This window comes from Nesterenkonia alkaliphila, assembly GCF_009758175.1.
Classification (GTDB): Bacteria; Actinomycetota; Actinomycetes; order Actinomycetales; family Micrococcaceae; genus Nesterenkonia; species Nesterenkonia alkaliphila.
Genome location: NZ_WRPM01000027.1, coordinates 26,820 through 44,304, shown reverse-complemented (window position 1 = coordinate 44,304; position 17,485 = coordinate 26,820). Strand labels below are relative to the sequence as shown.

Sequence of the window (17,485 nt, the reverse complement as noted above, 5' to 3'; positions counted from 1 at the left end):
ATGAGACTGACACGAACCCGACAAATGCTGACTGCGGCCCTGGCTGTAAGCGCACTCACTCTCGGCGCATGCGGAGCCGGAGGTGAAGACGCCACAGTCGATAGTGACAGCAACGGAACCGAAACCAACAACGGTGAGGTCTCCGACGCCAGCGTCAGCATCGGCATGTTCGCCGTTCCTGCCAACCTTGACTTCACGACCACCGGCGGTGCCGCAATTTTTGAGGCTCTGCTGTACAACGTCTACGAGGGCCTGGTGCGCATCGATGCCGAGGGAGAGATCCAACCGCTTTTGGCTGAGTCGTGGGAGATTAGCGATGACGGACTGGAGTACACCTTCAACCTCCGGGAAGGAGTCACTTTCCACGACGGAACCACTTTCGATGCGGAGATCGTTAAGTTCTCCCTCGAACGCCTCGACGAGTGGTCAGCCAACACACCAGAACAGCTGGCTGCTGTCGAATCGGTAGAAATCGTAGATGACCACGAAGTCACTGTCGTGCTGTCCGAGCCTGACTACGACGCGCTCTTCTGGTTGGCCGGGCCCTTAGGAGCTATGTTTTCCCCGGAGAGCATTGATGACTTGGCCACGGACGCCAACGGAACCGGTCCGTTCGAGTTCGTCACGTATGAGAATGCAGTGCGCATGGAACTTAGTCGCTACGACGACTACTGGGGAGATCCGGCCGGCGTGGCCGAAGTCGAGTTGGTGTACTACCAAGACGCATCTGCAGCCGCTAACGCTGTGCGCACTGGAGGGGTAGATGCCATCCTGCGCTCAGAGGCATACGATCAGCTGGAGAGCTTCGAAGCAGACGACAGTATTGATGTGCAGGTCGGTACCACTCAGGGCGTGGTGGTCATGGCAATGAACGACGAACATGAAGCGCTCGCCGACCCTGAAGTCCGTAGGGCAATACAACACGCGATCGACAAAGAGTCGGTCTTGGCTGCCGCAACCGGCGGCTATGGCGAGATTCTGGGTGGACCGAGTGTGCCCACAGACCCCTACTTTATCGACTTCAGCGACACTTACGAGTACGACCCAGCGACTGCTGAGCAGATGCTCGCCTCCGCTGGGGTCGAAGACATTTCGCTGAGTTTCAACGTGCCCAACAGAGCATATGCTGAGGCCTCCGCTCAGGTCATTCAGGACAATCTCGCTGAAATCGGCATCGACGTCACGTTGGACACCCAGGAGTTTCCGGCCGTATGGGTCGAGGAGACTATGGTGAATCAGGACTACGACCTATCCGTGGTGAACCACGTAGAACCGCGCAATATGGCGAACTACGCCAACCCCGAATATTACTGGGGTTATGACTCCGCTGAGACCCAAGACCTATTCACTGAAGCGGCGGCCGCCACTGACGACCAGGAGTATGTTGCCGCCATGGAGGAAGTGACCGAGCGCATTGTCAATGACTCCCCCGGTGTGTGGCTCTACAACCCTCCGAACGTGGTGCTGTCCACTGCCGGGATCTCTGGCCTGCCGATCAACGATTTGGGCGTCGGCATTGATCTCTCCGATGTGACCGTGTCCCAGTAACCCCGGCATCTGAGGAGAATCGTGCTGCTGAATGTGATCCGCCGTCTGGGCATATTTGCTCTGACTGTCTTAGTCGCGTCAGTGCTTGTCTTCTTCCTCTTGGGAGTCCTGCCCGGGGATCCGGCGCGCGCCCAGCTGGGTCTGCAAGCCAGCGAGGAACAGGTCCAAGCGCTGCGAGAACAGCTCGGGGTGGACCGTCCGCTGCCGGTGCGATATTTGGAGTGGGTCACCGGGTTCTTTACCGGGGACATGGGAACGTCGTACGCCACCAGGTCCCCGGTAGGCCCGCAAGTGTTAGACGCCCTTCAGGTATCACTTCTGCTGGTCACCGGCGGGATCGTCGTGGCAGTCCTCATCGCGCTGCCACTGGGTATTCTCGCCGCCGTGCGGCACCACCGTCCGGACGGCATGGTGTTCTCAGCGATAAGCCAGTTGGGGATCTCAGTTCCTAACTTCTTGGCCGGCCTTCTTCTCATCGCTGTCTTTGCTGTGACACTGAGCTGGTTGCCTTCGGGAGGCTGGGCACCACCGAACTCCGGGATTGATTTCTTCCGGCATCTTGCGCTGCCGGCACTGGCTCTGGGTTTGGTCAACGGAGCGATCCTTGCCCGGTACATCCGAGCTGCGGTACTAGAAGTGATGCGGGAGGATTTCATGCGCACGGCCCGAGCCAAAGGCCTCAAGCCCGGTGCTGCCCTCCTCCGTCACGGGCTGCGCAACGCATTGGTTCCGGTAGTCACGGTGACCAGTATCGAGTTTGCGAACCTGATTATCGGCGCAGTTGTCATCGAGACTGTGTTCGTGATTCCCGGTCTGGGATCCAACCTCATCCGCGCCGTGGCCAACCGGGACCTTGTCATGATTCAGTCCATTGTGATGTGCGTGGTGATCCTTGTACTTGCGGTAAACCTCCTGGTCGATCTGGTGCGCCCCCTCATTGACCCTCGCCTGAGGATTAGCTCATGACAAAGCGCAGCTCCGAGACAGCAAACGGCATCACACCGACGGCGAAGAACACCCGCCGTCGCGGAGGAACTCCGCTGATCATCGCTGGCAGCGTGTTGGTCGCTGTAGTCCTGATGATGGCACTGGTCTCCGTCGTGTGGACTCCTCAGAGTCCCACCGCCACAAATGCGGTCAATCGCCTGGCGAGCCCCAGTGCTGAACATTGGCTCGGCACCGACGGGTTGGGCCGCGATATCGCTTCGATGCTTCTTGTAGGATCCCGCGTACCACTATTAGTGGGGCTTGGAACTGTCGGCGTAGGCTTTGCCATCGGTGTGCCCCTGGGGATACTGGCGGCGATGACCGACCGGGGTGCAGGCACGTGGGTCATGCGGGGCAACGACATTCTCCAGGCGTTTCCAGCTCTTCTGCTGGCTATCGTCCTAGCCGCGATCTTCGGACCCAGCACTGTTACCGCCGTCATCGCACTGGGTCTCGGACTGGCACCAGGAGTTGCCCGCGTTGCCAGGTCCGGAACCCTGCAGGTTCTGAGTCGCGAATATGCCCTCGCGGCCCGTGCCGCAGGCCGAGGCCCACTGTTCCTGGCGATACGACACGTCCTGCCTAATATCCGAGGAATACTGATCGTTCAGGCCACCGTTGGTTTCGCTATCGCCATACTGGCTGAAGCGGCGCTGAGCTACTTGGGCCTCGGCACTCCACCTCCCGCGGCATCCTGGGGTCGCATGCTTCAGGACGGACAGGCTGTGCTCCACAACGCCCCCCTGACTATTCTCTGGCCGGGCCTTGCAGTCGCAGTCTCCGTCCTAGGATTCAATCTGCTGGGCGACGGTCTACGCGATCGATTCGACCCCCGAATGGAGGTATCGCGATGACCACCAGCGCCATTGCCCCCTTACTCCGTGTTGAGAACCTCAGTGTCCATGCTGGAAGGAAACAACTCGTCAAGGACATCAGCTTCGACATCATGCCTGGTGAACGTGTCGGACTGATCGGAGAGTCAGGATCCGGAAAGTCCTTGACTTGCTTGTCCGTCCTCGGACTGTTGGACCAAGGCCTCAACGCCCAGGGACGTGTCATCCTTGGCAGCCGCAGGGCGGCCGCTGAAGAGGAATCTGCTGAATCGCAGTCAATCGACCTATTGAGCGCAGACGAGGATCAGTTTTCTAAGATCCGCGGCAATCGACTGTCAATGGTCTTCCAAGAACCGATGACTGCATTAAACCCGTTAATGAAAGTCGGTGACCAACTTCGCGAGGTCATCCGGCTTCACCGACCGAGAACCAAACAGGTCAAAGCGGAGGTCATCGACTTGTTGTCCTCGGTAAGGATTCCCGAGCCGGCCAGGGCCTCCGAGGTTTACCCGCATCAGATGTCTGGAGGACAGCGGCAGCGAGTCATGCTCGCTATGGCGATGGCAAACGGCCCTGAGCTCCTCGTCGCCGACGAGCCCACCACGGCGCTTGATGTGACGGTTCAGAAGCAGGTGCTGAACCTCATGGCCGAACAGGTCGAACGCGCTGGATCCTCCCTGCTGTTCATCACTCATGACCTCGGCGTGGTGTCCGAACTATGTGATCGCGTCATCATTATGCGCCAGGGGCGGATAGTGGAAAGCGGATCCATCGATCGAGTGTTCACCACACCTGAACACCCCTACACCCGAGCCCTGCTGGCGGCCTCCGCGCTAGAGACGCATCCGAGTACTGGACGACTGCTCACCCTTGAATCCTCGGTCGAGACGGGAGCCACAGCGCTCACAAAGGTGAAGGAAGCTGCATCTGAGGCCGCTCGCAGCAGCACCGGGACAACAGACTTCGATATGCCCAGCATCGATCACCTCGCCGATTCAGTGGACGGGACTGACCTGGTATATAACCAATCGCAGAACCCCGCCATTCGGGTGCGCGACCTCACCCGGACTTATGGAAAGCCAGGTTTATTAGGCCGGGGGCGTCAGGTCGAAGCCCTGCGGGGAGTGTCCTTTGATGTGACCGCCGGGCAGCGGTTCGGCATCGTTGGAGAGTCAGGATGCGGGAAGTCAACGCTGCTTCGGCTGCTGACAGCACTCGATGAACCCACCTCAGGGTACGTGGATGTGACTGGTGAACGAATCTCCGGCGGCAGGGAACGGCACCTGCGGTGGTTGCGCGAGACAATGCAGATCATTTTCCAAGACCCTATGGGATCTCTGGACCCACGGATGAAAGTCACCGACATCATTGCGGAGCCGCTGCGTAACACTGACCGCGCTGAGCGGCGCCGGAGGGTCCACGAACTGCTGGAACAGGTGGGGCTCCCACGAAGCTCAGCAGAGAAGCACCCGCACGAGTTCTCCGGAGGGCAGCGGCAACGGATAGCAATCGCCCGGGCACTGGTCACCAAACCAAGAGTTTTGGTCGCCGACGAAGCTGTCTCCGCTCTCGATGTCTCTGTGCGGGCCCAGGTGCTGAATCTGCTCCAGGATTTGGTGGACGAGTATCAGCTCACGCTGGTATTCGTTTCCCATGACTTGAATGTGGTGCGTTACAGCTGCGATGTGGTCGCTGTGATGCACAATGGACACATGGTGGAATGCGGTCACTCGGAGGCAGTGTTCGACTCACCCCGTCACCCTTACACCGCGGATCTCGTAGAGTCCATTCCCCGGTTGAGGGACAGAGCGGCGTAGATGAAGTTTGAACCCGTGAAGAAGGTGAGCTCCTACGAACTGATCGTAGAGCAGATCGAAGCTGGGGTGCGGGAGGGGCGCCTCCACCCGGGGGACCGACTTCCTGGTGAGCGTGTGCTGATGCAGACGTTCTCTGTCTCACGTGCCACAGTGCGGGAGGCGATGCGCGTGCTGCACGCGACAGGTGTTGTCCACACCCGTGCGGGTGACCCTCGCGGGCCGGAGGTCCTGCCTTTCAGGCCCGAAGCCTTGGAACGGCCGCTGGTGCGTATGACCGATCAGGAGGGGACCACGCGGGTGGAGCTCATCCAGTTCCGACTGCTGCTGGAGAGCCAGTCGGCGCTGCTGGCAGCGGCAACTGACAACGAGGATGCCAAAGCCAAGATCTCTGCCTGCGCCGGGGATCTCGCCACGCTGGCCGATAGGGCCACCACCGCTGAGTCACAGACTGAGCTCCGTGAGGAGTTCGGAGTCCTGCTCTCCGAGTTCCATTCCGCCATTCGGGCTGCCTCCGGGAACCAGCTGCTGCAGGCCACAGGTCAAGCCGTCGATGGTGCCCTCACCACGATCGCGCGGCGACGGCTCGGCGATGAGGCCGATGGCCCCGCTTTGGCGGCACGTCTGCGGCAATCAGCCCTTGACGCAGCCACACTGAATAATCACATTCAGGCCCAGGACCCCATCGGTGCCCGGCAGAGTGCGGCCGATAACATCTTCCGGTTCTACAAAGACAGGCTTACTGATGAGGAACAGCAAGTGCTAGCGCCTTTGGTGGGCTGAGGCTGTCGAGACCCACGGCCGAAAGCCGCTGCCTGCAGTCGACTCAGCCGCAGTAGGCGCCCTCTGCGGCGGAGCGCACCAGTTTGGCGTATTTGCCAAGCACACCGGTGGTGACGTAGGGCGGCAGCGGTTTCCAGTCCGGACTGGACCGGCGGGCGGCCAGCTCTGCCTCCTCCACCATCAGCTCGATGCTCTTGCCAGGGATGTCCACCTTGATCCGGTCACCGTCGGCGATATATGCGATGGGACCGCCGTCCACTGCCTCCGGAGCGATATGCCCGATGCACAGCCCTGTGGTGCCGCCGGAGAACCGCCCGTCGGTGATCAGCAGCACGTCCTTGCCCAGACCCGCGCCCTTGATGGCACCGGTGATGGCGAGCATCTCGCGCATGCCGGGCCCGCCCTTGGGACCCTCATAACGGATCACCACTACGTCCCCGGCCTGGATGACACCCTCTTCCAGTGCTTTCAGGGCGGCCTGTTCGCGCTCGAAGACCCGGGCGGTGCCCTCAAAGACCTCGGCGTCGAAGCCAGCGGACTTCACCACTGCGCCTTCCGGGGCCAGGGAGCCGCGCAGCACGGTGATCCCACCGTTGTGGTGAATGGGATTGTCCAGGTGGCGGATGATGGTGCCGTCGATATCCGGCGGGTTGATCTCGGCGAGGTTCTCCGCCACGGTCTTGCCGGTGACGGTGAGCGCATCGCCGTGCAGCGGTCCGGCGTCCAGCAGGGCCCGCATCACCACGGGCACTCCGCCCACTCGGTCCACATCCACCATTACATGCTTGCCGAAGGGCTTGAGGTCGCCCAGGTGTGGGACCTTCTCCCCGATCCGGTTGAAGTCCTCCAGCTGCAGGTCCACCCCGGCCTCGCGGGCGATGGCCAGCAGGTGCAGCACCGCATTGGTAGAGCCGCCAAAGGCCATGGTGACTGCGATGGCGTTCTCGAAGGCCTCCTTGGTGAGGATGTCCCGGGTGGTGATGCCCTTGCGCAGCAGCTCCACCACGGCCTGGCCGGATTTGCGGGCGTAGGCGTCGCGGCGCCGGTCGGCTGAGGGCGGGGCGGCGGAGCCGGGCAGGGAGAGGCCCAGAGCCTCACCGATGCAGGCCATAGTGTTGGCGGTGTACATCCCGCCGCATGCGCCCTCGCCGGGGCAGATGGCACGTTCGATCACATCCAGGTCTGCCTCGCTGATGGTGCCGCGGGCGCAGGCGCCGACTCCTTCGAAGGCATCGATCAGGGTGACCTCGCGCTCGGTGCCGTCACTGAAGCGGGCAATACCGGGCATGATGGAACCGGCGTAGAGGAACACAGAAGCCACATCCAGGCGGGCGGCGGCCATGAGCATCCCAGGCAGGGACTTATCGCAGCCGGCCAGCAGCACTGTGCCGTCCAGCCGTTCGGCCTGCATCACGGTCTCTACGGAGTCGGCGATCACCTCGCGGGAAACCAGGGAGTAGTGCATCCCCTCATGGCCCATGGAGATGCCATCGGAGACGCTGATCGTGCCGAATTCCAGAGGGTATCCCCCGCCGGCGTGCACGCCTTCCTTGGAGGCCTGGGCCAACCGGTCCAGGGACAGGTTGCACGGGGTGATCTCGTTCCAGGAGCTGGCGATGCCGATCTGCGCCTTGCCGAAATCGTCATCGTCCATGCCGACGGCGCGCAGCATGCCCCGGGCAGGGGCCCGGGTGTAGCCGTCGGTGACCTGCCAGGACCGAGGCTTCTCCGGGTTGGAGGGGCCGGTCACTGCCTTAGGGGGTGTGTGCGGTGAATCCTGAGTGGGTGCGGACATGTGATCCATAGTACGACGCCGCCTACTCGCCTCCGTCTGCTCCCCGGCACCGTCTCATAACGTGGAAGCCGACAGTACCCGTAACTTCTTACAGAATGTAAACCCTGCGATAGAGTCAATGCGTGACGTTCAGCAGTGAAGGTGTGGGGCTGAGTCTGCAGGAAGCCCTTTCGCTGCCCGCCGTGGCTCGGCAGAATCCTGAACTGCTGACTCCCAGCTCCGGGCTGGATCGCACTGTGCGGTGGGTACACATCATCGGCCAGGACCGCCCAGCTCATCTGCTGCAGGGCGGAGAACTTGTGCTCTCTACTCTTCCCCGGATGACTGAGGACCGTCCGGATCTGGCTCATGTGCTGGGTGACTATCTGGCAGATCTGGACTCCGTGGGGGTTTCCGCTCTTGCAGTGGAGGTGCTGGAGAACCGGCCGAAGCTTCGCCGTGCCTTAGATACTGTCGCCGCCGAGCGTGAGACGCTCAGCTGCGCTGCAGAACTTACCCCCATCCTGCTCTTCTCCCGGGTGGCGCGGTTTATCGATATTACCCAGGCGCTTCATCATGAGCTTGTTGCCCAGCAGCTGGTGAACCACAGATCCGCAGCTCCGGCCTGGGACCCGATCATCAGTGCTACGACCAATCTGCTCAACGATTTGGCAGCCCCAGGCAGCCTTCCAGCAGCAGAAGCCCAGGAACGAGCCTCTGCTTTGGGGATGCCCCGCAATGCCGCCTACTTCCCGCTGAGCGCCCTCTTGCCGGGCTCACCAGATGAGAGCACCGAGCATCAACTCTCGGACCTAGCCTCTGCAGTGCGGGAAACAGCCGCCCAGCTGCGCATCCCCGCCTTGGTGGGAGTCGCTGGGCAGCAGCAACTGGCGGTGCTGCTACCAGCTCAGGAACGCAGCACAGACCTGCCCGGCTCCGCCATGGCGCAGACTGCTCGACGGCTGTGCCGGGGGCTGGAAACTACTGCAGAGCGGCGCCGCACTCAACAGCCGCTGCCCCGGCACCTTCTCGCCTCATCAGAGCGGCTGTCGCCCCTTCTGGACATCTGGTCGGGAATCAATGAGGCTGCAGCAATCGCCCGCAGCGCAGAACTGGTGACTCAGACAGAAGCAGATCAGGGCCCGGCGCCGCGCCCCCATTATTGGACTGCTGATCACCTGGGCATGGACGGTCTGCTGGCCCATCTTGCCAAGGACCCGCAGACCGCGTGGTTCCTCCGCCGCTACTTGGATCCCCTAGATACCTCAGAGGTACCGGAGGCCAAAGAGATTATCCGGGCTGCCCTAAACACTGGCGGGAACAAGGCGCAGATGGCCCGGGACCTCCAGCTCAGCCGCCCCACTCTCTATGCCCGTATTGACAGGCTAGAACGTGCCCTGGGAATACCCCTGAAGGGCGAGTCCCTAGCCCTGCTCTATATGGCCCTACGCCTGGAGGCACTAAGCCGGTAGCAACCCGCTTTACACTGTGTCATTTTCGCTGTGATGTTCCTGACACTATGCCACCAGGATTCATCCCCAGATTCCGAAATGATGATCTGCATGGTTGATGTGCACACACCGGCTGCGGCCGGCCTCTCCCCTTCCTCCTCGAAACCAGAGGAGCGCCTTGCTGCCGGACGCACCGGCTACGCCTTAGACCGTCAGCACGTCTTTCACTCCTGGAGTGCCCAGAAGGCCATCGAACCGATGACGGTGGTCGACGCAGCCGGATCCTGGATCTGGGACGGCGAGGGAAACCGGATCCTGGACCTGGCCAGCCAGTTGGTCTTCACCAATGCCGGGCATAAGCACCCAAAAATCATCGCCGCCATTCAGGAACAGGCCCAGCGACTGTGTACCGTGGCCCCGCAACATGCCAATGACGCCCGCTCTGAGGCCGCACGTTTGATCACTGAACTGCTGCCTGATGACATCAATCACGTTTTCTTCACCAATGGCGGCGCTGACGCCAACGAGCACGCGGTGCGAATGGCCCGGCTGCACACCGGTCGGCGCAAGGTATTCTCTGCCTACCGCTCCTACCACGGGGGAACCCAGCTGGCAGTCAACCTCACAGGAGATCCCCGCCGGATCCCCAATGATGACGACGCCGCAGTGGTGCACTTTCTGCCCGCCTACCCCTACCGTTCCTACTTCAGTGCCGAGACTCAGGAACAGGAGTCCGAACGCGCCCTGACCCATCTGCGCAGCATGCTGCTGCTGGAGGGACCTGACCAAGTCGCGGCCCTGATCCTTGAGTCGGTGCCAGGCACCGCCGGTATCTACGTGCCACCGGTGGGCTATATGCAGGGGGTGCGGGAACTCTGCGATGAATTCGGGATCGTGTTCATCGCCGATGAGGTGATGGCAGGATTCGGCCGCACCGGCAAATGGTTCGCCTTTGAGCACTTCGGCATTGAACCCGATATCGTCACCTTCGCCAAAGGCGTGAACTCCGGATACGTTCCCCTAGGCGGAGTGGCAATGGACGACGCCGTCTACAACACCTTTGCCGAGAAGCCATACCCCGGCGGCCTCACCTATTCAGGACATCCCCTGGCAGCGGCAGCCGCTGTGGCCAATATCGGTGCTATGCGTGAGGAACAGATGGTGGAGAACGCTGCGGCGCTCGGCCAGGAGCTTATCGCCCCCAGGCTCCAGCAGATGCTGGCCGATCACCCATCAGTGGGCGACGTCCGTGGATTAGGAGCATTCTGGGCCATTGAGTTAGTCCGAGACCAGCAGACCAAGGAGCCACTGGCTCCCTACGGGCAAACACACCCAGTGATGAACCAGCTGGTAGCCTCCGCTAAATCACAGGGGGTACTTCCTTTTATGAACATGAACCGGCTGCATATCTGCCCCCCGCTGAACATCACCACCCAAGACATCACTTTCGGGCTGAATGTCATTGACGATGTGCTCAGCATTTCTGATCAACACGCCACACCATAGTCGGTGACCTTGACATAGGCCTGGGCCAGATGCCCACCACTCAGACGGAGCCAGCCCGGCGGCGGTGGTGGTGCAGGATCACGGCGCCGGTGCCCAACAGGAGCAGTGCGGCCAGCAGCACTGCGCCGATAGTGGCACCGGTGGCGGCCAGACCGCCCCCGTCCTCCTCATCCTCGGTATCTTCCCCGGCGGAGTCTTGCCCGGCGCCGCCTGTATCGTCCTCCTCCGGAGCGGGACTTCCGGTGGGGGTCTCCGTGGGAGCCGGCGAAGGAGAAGGTGAGGGGGCGGCGTCGTCATCTGCTGCCACTACGGTGAGCTCGGTCCACCCGAGCAGCTCACCCTCGGGGGTGTAGACGGCGAACCGGTGCTCGCCCGCACTGTCTGAAGGCAGAGTCACGGTGATCACCGCATCGGCATCCGCGGTGGCAGAGCCGAGATCAGCGGGCCCGGAGAACAGCCAGGCGCGGACCTCCTCCCCTGCGCTGCTCTCACCGATGAAAGCTTCAATGTCCTCGCCCTCCACTGCGGGATCGGTGAGGATCTCCACCGGCCCGCGGTTCTCATCGTTCAGCTCATCGGGGTCCGGGGGCCAGATCTCCTCACCGGGGGCCTCCCCGGCCTCGGTGACCAGGCGCAGCGCACCCCAGCGCTCAGTGTTCTGATAGCCGTTGCCGGTCGGATCAGCCCAGCTGGTCACCAGGCGGGCACCCTCATGGGAGTCATTGACCTGCACGTCAAAGCCGTGGACCGAACCTGCGCCGCCGTGCTCGCGGAGGTCGATGGCGGCCTGGACGATATAGCCGTCCTCGGTGATCGAGGTGGCCGACTGCAGCTGCTCGGCCTGGAACTGCTCATCGCCTGAGCCGAAGGAGACCTGGTTCTCCGCGGAGATCCGGAACTGGAAGTCGAACTGCTCGGAGAGCAGATGGTGCCCCTGCCGGGAGGCGGTCCGGTAGGGACCGTTGCGCTCATTGCCCAGGTCCAGGAAGAACTCCACGGAGTCCTGCACCCAGGGATCGGAGGCGGAGACGTCCACATCCGGGTCGGTGACATCGGCCAGCAGGTGCAGGGTCTCACCCTCCCAGAGGGTGTAGACCTCGGCGGTGGCGCCCTGCCGTGCGCCGGTCTCAATCTCGGTCTCGGTGACCAGCGCGGGGGCCTGCTCCCATTCTTGGGTGAGCTCGGCGTTCAGCTCCGGAGCCTGCGCGGCCTCAGGTGCCTCGTGGTAGCTCAGCGCTTCCACCAGGGTCAGGTTGCCGTTGCGCCAGGAGTCATCACCGGCATGGAGGTCAATGGTGAAACTCTCCCCCTGACTCAGTCCGCCGATCTCTGCGATGCTGACCCCGTCCGGGCTCAGCTCGTAGCTCTGGCCCTGGTGCTCCACGGTGACGGAGTCCGCCTCGGAATCCACGGAGAAGACTAGGCCTTCCTCAGCCCAATACATCTGGAACGCGGATTCGCCCTGCTCAGTGGTGTGCAGGGGCAGTCGAGACCAGTACTCCTCCGGGTCTGCGGTGGCGGCGTCGTCGTCATGGGCGAAGACCACGGCCCGGTTCTCCCTCGGGGGCAGTTCCCCACCGATGATCCCGGTGTAGGCCGGCTTGGGGCTGAAGTCATCGTTGAAGATCAGCGGCAGCTGAGCCGCACGCCAGGAACGGCCGTCGTTGAGACCCCAGACCGCCACTGAGTCCAGTTGGTGCTGGGCCGACCACTGACGGAACAGCTCGAAGGCATCCCGGTAGTGGTATGCCTGATCGATCAGCAGACCCTCGGTGGGATTCTCCCCGATGGTGATGTCCAGCTCGGTGACCAGCTGCGGGATACCGGGCAGGGCGGCCTCCACATCATTGAACGCCTGGCGCAGATTGTCGATGGGCATCGAGAGGTTCAGGTGGAACTGGTGGGCGAAGCCGTCCACCGGCGCACCACGCTCCAACAGCCGCTCGGTCAGGCCGATCATCCGTTCCCGCTTACCGGCCAGCTCCGTGTTGTAGTCGTTGATGTAGAGCGCCACCGGCCGATCAGCGCCCTCAGCGGCGAACTCGCCGTTGAAGTACTGCTCCGCGAAGTGGAAGGCATCATCCACGTAGCTCTCATCCCCGCCGTAGGCCCGGAACCAGTTGGAGTCCCGCATGCCGTTGCGGCTGGGGGCGGCGCCGTCGTCAATGACCTCGTTGACCACATCCCAGGCGACCACGGGGTTGGTCTCGGAGCCAAAGGCCCCGTACTGCTCATAGATGGCCTCAGCCACCGAGCGGATATGGAAGTCCATGCGCTCACGCATCTGCGCCGGGGACCCCACCTCGAAGAACCAGTCCGGGGTCTGGGAGTGCCAGACCAGCACATGGCCGTAGACGTCCAGGTCATTCTCTACCGCATAGTCCAGGATCGCCTCGGTCTGCGGGTGCATGCGGAAGGTCTCCACGCCCTCGCCGGCGTACCAGGCCTCGGGCTTCATGTGGTTCTCCGCAGTGAGCCGGTCGAAGTGGTGGTTGACCACTGCGGATGCGGTACCGGTGGTTTCACGTTCATCAATGGCAACCCCCAGCGGGAAGTCCACTGTGTCCTTCAGCGGCGGGTCATGCAGGTCCGGATCGAATGCCGCCTCCACCCGGCTGACCTCAATGTCGTCAATGTAGAAGGTGGAGGTGTTGCCGGCCTCACCCGAGGTGTAGGCGGTCTCGAAGTAGATGAACAGCTCATCGGCACTCGGGGCGGTGAAGCGCTGCTCAATCTGCACCCACTCACTGTTGGAGAGGCCGCTGAACTGACCCAGGGTCGAGTAGCTGGTGGAGCCGCCGGTGGTGGAGGCCGCTGAGAACCAGAGGTCATCGGTCTCCTCCCCCTCTGCAAACTTCACCCAGGCGGTGAGGTCGTACTGCTGCCCCGGTGCCAGCGCCTCAGTAGCCTCGGCGCCGATGCCCTGGCCCTGGTGGACCCGGTCGGTGACTGCTGCGGAGTAGCTGCCCCCGAATGACTCTGCATCGGTGACCTCTACAGTATGGTCCTCGTGCTCGGTGTAGCGCGGCTGCCAGGGGCCCAGCTGGCCGTCTTCAAAGTCGTGGCTGAGGCTCTCCGGGGAATCGGCGATGTCCCCTCCCCCGCCGTGGTCTTCCCCCGGCAGATGCTCAATCACTACCGAGTCGATGATGAGCTCGGTGTCAGCACCCTCAGCCTCCACGTAGAAGGCACTGGGTGCGGCAGCCTCAGTCTCAAACTCGCCGCTGAGCTCAACCCACTCCTGGGAACCTACGGACTCCCGGCCCGATACCCAGGGGTACTCGTTGCTGCCGCCGGGGACTTCCAATGAGGCACCGAGGGTGTCAGTGCCCGCCGCGCCCTCGGGGAGCTTGACCTGCAGTGTGAAGCGCAGAGTGCCGTTGTTCTCGAAGCCTTCGATCGCACTGAACGGCAGTTGAGGGCCGTGCCAGTTGGCGCTGCGCCCGGTGGTCAGCAGCGCACCGTCTCCGTAGTGGGCCTCATCTGTCAGCTCTACCTGGGCACTGCCGCGGCCCTCCCAGGGTCCGACGCCGTCGGCAAAGTCGTACTCGGCAACAACAGTCCACTCGGGCTCCCCCGGTAAGCCGTTATCCTCGCCGTTGCCGTCCTGGTCATCCTCGGTGCCGTGTTCCAGCACCAGCGTGGCTGCCTGGATGTAGTAGGTGTAGTCCTCCAGGCCGTCCGCATCCGGGAGGCCGGTATAGGCCCGGAATGCGCCTAGGTCGGTGTCCTCGGTGATCTCAAACCTGGAGGTCACCTCGGTCCACTCTGCTGCCTCGACCTGGGTGGCCTGACCGTGCTGGTAGTTGTGCCCGGCACCCCCGTCGTGGGCGACCCAGCGGGCCTCCACGGGCTCCTCAACCTCCTCATCCAGCCGGATCTGTGCGGTGTAGACCACGGTGTCGCCGGGGCCCGCCCCGTGCTCAGCCAGCAGCCCGTGGGGGGACTGGATGCCGTGGTAGTCCGCCGCTCGGTCCACTGCTAGGACAGTCTCACCGTCAAGCTCCGGGAAGCTGATCCGTTCGGCACCGCCGTTGTCCCACCACCCTTGGAGCTCTCCGGAGCTGAACTCGGTGCTCAGCAGGGTGGTCTCGGCGGTCTCATCTGCTGCGGCAGGTGCACCCCCCAGCGCGGAGACGGCCAGGGCTGCGGCAGTGGCCAGGGCAAATGTTCTGCGAGTGCGCATAGTGTCCCTCAGGTGTACGAGTAGTCGAAGGTCAGCCCACAGCAAGCCGAGCAAACGCTTGCCGAGCACTTGGTCCCCGATCCTAATGTGATGCACATCACCAGATCAAGGGTTTGCGCTCATTCATGCAACAAATCTTCATGACCTTCACCCGGCACCCGTGACCTGAACCCCGCGCCCCGGCCGCCCTCCTGCCGCCCCACCCCCTTTGGGCAGTTCGCTACGACACATCGCAGCACAAGCCGGGACATCGTCGCCAACTACCCAAAAACCTCTCCTTATCTGCCAAATCTGAGCAGTTCGCTACGACAAGCGCCGCAACTGCCGCGTTCATCGTCACCTGCTGCCCAGCAATCCCTAGAGAACGGCCCAGCGCAGCACCTCCCCACGCCATCTGGCCCTGACCGCACATTCCAGACCCCCGACCCCGCCTCATTTGTTCTAATACAACTAGAACAACTAGACTGGTGCTGTGCTCTTCCGTATCGATCCCAGTTCGCCGCGCCCGCTGTTCGAGCAGCTGGCCTCCCAGGTGCACAAGGCTGTGCTGACCGGCGAGCTGTCCGATGGTGAGCGGCTGCCCGCCGCCCGCGAATTGGCTGAATCCCTGCAGATCAACCAGCACACCGTGCTGCACGCCTACCAGCTGCTGCGGGATGAGGGCCTAGTTGAGCTGCGCCGCGGCCGCGGGGCGGTGATCACCGCACACGCCGCCCATCGCTATGGCAGGCTGCGCGATGCCATCACCACAGTGCGAACCGAAGCGCAGGAACTGGGGCTGCCGCTGAGTGCCGTTGCCGCGATGATCGAACAGCCCACCGCCGCGCTCTCCACCACCTCTATCTCCCAGTCCACCACCCCTGAACTCAAGGAGCTGCCATGAGTGCAGACGCCACCAGCGACACCGTCCAGTCCAGGCCGCCCATCCCCTATCGGGGCCGCAGAGTGACCTGGGGCGCCGTCGTGCCCGTGGCCGTCCTCGCATCAGCCTTCCTGCTGGTGCTCAGCTGGCTTCCGCGGCTGCCCGAGGAGGTGGCTCTGCAGTGGGGGCCGCAGGATGTGAACCGATACGGCTCGGTGTGGGAGCTGGTTGGCGTACTGGGCGCCGTGGCAGCGTTGAGCGTCAGTGTGCTGGCCGGGTTCGCCTTGTGCACCGGGCGCACGGCGTTCATCCGTCGGATGGTGCTGGGGCTGGCCACTGGTCAGGCAGTGCTCTTCGCGGGACTGATGCTGGCGTCTGTTGCGGTGCAGCTGGACCTGGCACCGGGCGAGGTGCCGGACGCTCCAGAGCTCGGCATGCTGATCGGGCTGGCCGCCGCCCTGGCCGCCGGGGCACTTGCCGCCGGATTGGCTGGCAAGGACCCGCGGATGCCTGCCACCGGTCCGGTCACCGGCGCGCAGGCTGAGCTGGCCCCGGATGAGCGCGCAGTCTGGGTCAAGACCGTCTCCCCCAGCCGGAGATTCTTGGCCTGGTTCACGGTGATCGCAGTGCTCTACCTGGTGAGTATGGGTGCGTTGGCCTGGTCGGTGCAGTCCTGGTTCACTCTGGTGCTCACGCTGCTTCCGGTGCCCCTGGTCCTGGTGCTGTATGCCTGGCGGGTCCGGGTGGACTCCCGCGGGCTGACCGCGGCCAGCGTCATGGGCTGGCCCAAGCTGCACGTTCCGGCCGATGAGGTCGAGGGCGCGCAGCTCGGCGAGGTGAAGTCTCCCATGGGTGAGTTCGGCGGCTGGGGCATTCGCAGCTCGCTGCAGCACCCCGCGGGCACTATCGGGGTGGTGATCCGCGCAGGTGAGGCCCTAGAGGTTGCCCGCTCCGGCGGCAGGAAAATAGTGGTGACAGTCGACGACGCCGCCACCGGGGCTGCCCTGCTCAACGCCAAGGCACACCGCGCTCGGCAAAGCAGCGGTGTGGAATGAGCTGATCAGCCCATCTGATCCACAACGGTCTCGGCGACCTCTCGCATGGTGAGGCGGCGGTCCATGGAGGTCTTCTGGATCCACCGGAAGGCCTCCGGCTCGCTGAGCCCCATCTTGGAGATCAGCAGGGATTTGGCCCGGTCCACCAGCTTGCGAGTCTCAAACTTATCCGCCAGTGAGGTGACCTCCAGCTCCAGAGCGCGCATCTCCTCGAACCGGCCGACGGCCACCTCGATGGCCGGCACCAGATCGTTCTCCCCAAACGGCTTGACCACATAAGCCATCGCTCCGGCCTCCCGGGCGGACTCCACCAGGTCGCGCTGGGAGAAGGCGGTGAGCATCACCACCGGGGCGATCTTCTCCTCGGCGATGGTCTTGGCTGCGGTGATGCCGTCCATCACCGGCATCTTCACATCCATCACCACCAGATCCGGCTTGTGCTCGCGGGCCAGCTCCACGGCGCGTTCGCCGTTCTCGGCCTCGCCGACCACCAGGTAGCCGGCGCCGGTGAGAATCTCCACGATGTCCAGGCGGATCAGCGTCTCATCCTCAGCCACCAGCACCCGGCGCTGCTCGCCGGCGGTGCTGCTGGTGGGGGAATCCGGTGCTTCCAGGTTGTCCTCATTTTCGGGGCTGCTCACAGGGCTCCTCATCAAGTTGCGGTGGCACGGCGCGCTGTAGCGCCG

General features: G+C 63.2%; 12 protein-coding genes. 9 read left to right on the top strand and 3 right to left on the bottom strand.

Annotation, left to right across the window (positions count from 1 at the left end; all coding sequences use genetic code 11):
- Positions 1–24 precede the first annotated feature (24 nt).
- From GNZ21_RS04090 to GNZ21_RS04070, 5 genes are read left to right on the top strand one after another with little or no spacing between them, the layout of a single operon-like run.
- Positions 25–1,548, top strand: a complete 1,524-nt coding sequence (locus tag GNZ21_RS04090) for an ABC transporter substrate-binding protein (RefSeq protein WP_157321583.1) — start codon at positions 25–27, stop codon at positions 1,546–1,548.
- A gap of 21 nt (positions 1,549–1,569) precedes the next feature.
- On the top strand, positions 1,570–2,514 hold the full coding sequence (locus tag GNZ21_RS04085; RefSeq protein ID WP_188503698.1) for an ABC transporter permease: 945 nt from the start codon (positions 1,570–1,572) through the stop codon (positions 2,512–2,514).
- On the top strand, positions 2,511–3,389 hold the full coding sequence (locus GNZ21_RS04080; RefSeq protein WP_157321582.1) for an ABC transporter permease: 879 nt from the start codon (positions 2,511–2,513) through the stop codon (positions 3,387–3,389). Before GNZ21_RS04085 ends, GNZ21_RS04080 begins: the two co-directional genes overlap by 4 nt.
- Positions 3,386–5,185, top strand: coding sequence for a dipeptide ABC transporter ATP-binding protein (locus tag GNZ21_RS04075; RefSeq protein ID WP_157321579.1), 1,800 nt, complete (start codon positions 3,386–3,388; stop codon positions 5,183–5,185). The genes GNZ21_RS04080 and GNZ21_RS04075 overlap by 4 nt, the downstream gene beginning before the upstream one ends.
- A complete protein-coding gene (locus GNZ21_RS04070) occupies positions 5,186–5,965 on the top strand; it encodes a FadR/GntR family transcriptional regulator (RefSeq protein ID WP_157321577.1) in 780 nt (259 codons plus the stop codon).
- Positions 5,966–6,008: 43 nt separating this feature from the next.
- On the opposite strand, the gene ilvD is transcribed toward GNZ21_RS04070, so the two are convergent.
- Positions 6,009–7,760, bottom strand: coding sequence for a dihydroxy-acid dehydratase (gene ilvD / locus GNZ21_RS04065; protein ID WP_157321574.1), 1,752 nt, complete (start codon positions 7,758–7,760; stop codon positions 6,009–6,011).
- Between the two features lie 122 nt (positions 7,761–7,882).
- Here ilvD and GNZ21_RS04060 point away from each other — a divergent pair, with 122 nt between their 5' ends.
- Together GNZ21_RS04060 and GNZ21_RS04055 are read left to right on the top strand one after the other, a co-directional pair.
- Positions 7,883–9,211, top strand: a complete 1,329-nt coding sequence (locus GNZ21_RS04060; RefSeq protein ID WP_157321572.1) for a PucR family transcriptional regulator — start codon at positions 7,883–7,885, stop codon at positions 9,209–9,211.
- A 90-nt stretch (positions 9,212–9,301) separates the two neighbouring features.
- A complete protein-coding gene (locus GNZ21_RS04055; RefSeq protein ID WP_229659515.1) occupies positions 9,302–10,696 on the top strand; it encodes an aspartate aminotransferase family protein in 1,395 nt (464 codons plus the stop codon).
- A gap of 40 nt (positions 10,697–10,736) precedes the next feature.
- Here GNZ21_RS04055 and GNZ21_RS04050 read toward each other — a convergent pair whose 3' ends face one another.
- Positions 10,737–14,882, bottom strand: coding sequence for an endo-1,4-beta-xylanase (locus tag GNZ21_RS04050; protein WP_157321569.1), 4,146 nt, complete (start codon positions 14,880–14,882; stop codon positions 10,737–10,739).
- A 472-nt stretch (positions 14,883–15,354) separates the two neighbouring features.
- On the opposite strand from GNZ21_RS04050, the gene GNZ21_RS04045 reads away from it, so the two are divergent.
- Positions 15,355–15,765 carry a GntR family transcriptional regulator gene (locus GNZ21_RS04045; protein ID WP_188503699.1) on the top strand — a complete coding sequence of 137 codons (411 nt, stop codon included), beginning with the start codon at positions 15,355–15,357 and terminating at the stop codon, positions 15,763–15,765.
- Positions 15,762–16,799 carry a hypothetical protein gene (locus GNZ21_RS04040; protein ID WP_157321567.1) on the top strand — a complete coding sequence of 346 codons (1,038 nt, stop codon included), beginning with the start codon at positions 15,762–15,764 and terminating at the stop codon, positions 16,797–16,799. Before GNZ21_RS04045 ends, GNZ21_RS04040 begins: the two co-directional genes overlap by 4 nt.
- Positions 16,800–16,804: 5 nt before the next feature.
- Here the strand turns inward: GNZ21_RS04040 and GNZ21_RS04035 are convergent, their stop codons facing one another.
- Entirely contained in the window at positions 16,805–17,452 is a 648-nt protein-coding gene (locus tag GNZ21_RS04035; RefSeq protein ID WP_157321565.1) for an ANTAR domain-containing response regulator, read from the bottom strand.
- Positions 17,453–17,485: the final 33 nt, after the last annotated feature.

What these genes read in the sequence shown, in the direction of transcription:
- GNZ21_RS04090 (WP_157321583.1), top strand. Translation starts at nt 25, where the DNA reads ATGCTGACTGCGGCCCTGGCTGTAAGCGCACTCACTCTCGGCGCATGC.
- GNZ21_RS04080 (WP_157321582.1), top strand. Translation starts at nt 2,511, where the DNA reads ATGACAAAGCGCAGCTCCGAGACAGCAAACGGCATCACACCGACGGCG.
- GNZ21_RS04075 (WP_157321579.1), top strand. Translation starts at nt 3,386, where the DNA reads ATGACCACCAGCGCCATTGCCCCCTTACTCCGTGTTGAGAACCTCAGT.
- GNZ21_RS04070 (WP_157321577.1), top strand. Translation starts at nt 5,186, where the DNA reads ATGAAGTTTGAACCCGTGAAGAAGGTGAGCTCCTACGAACTGATCGTA.
- ilvD (WP_157321574.1), bottom strand. Translation starts at nt 7,760, where the DNA reads ATGTCCGCACCCACTCAGGATTCACCGCACACACCCCCTAAGGCAGTG.
- GNZ21_RS04055 (WP_229659515.1), top strand. Translation starts at nt 9,302, where the DNA reads ATGGTTGATGTGCACACACCGGCTGCGGCCGGCCTCTCCCCTTCCTCC.
- GNZ21_RS04050 (WP_157321569.1), bottom strand. Translation starts at nt 14,882, where the DNA reads ATGCGCACTCGCAGAACATTTGCCCTGGCCACTGCCGCAGCCCTGGCC.
- GNZ21_RS04040 (WP_157321567.1), top strand. Translation starts at nt 15,762, where the DNA reads ATGAGTGCAGACGCCACCAGCGACACCGTCCAGTCCAGGCCGCCCATC.
- GNZ21_RS04035 (WP_157321565.1), bottom strand. Translation starts at nt 17,452, where the DNA reads ATGAGGAGCCCTGTGAGCAGCCCCGAAAATGAGGACAACCTGGAAGCA.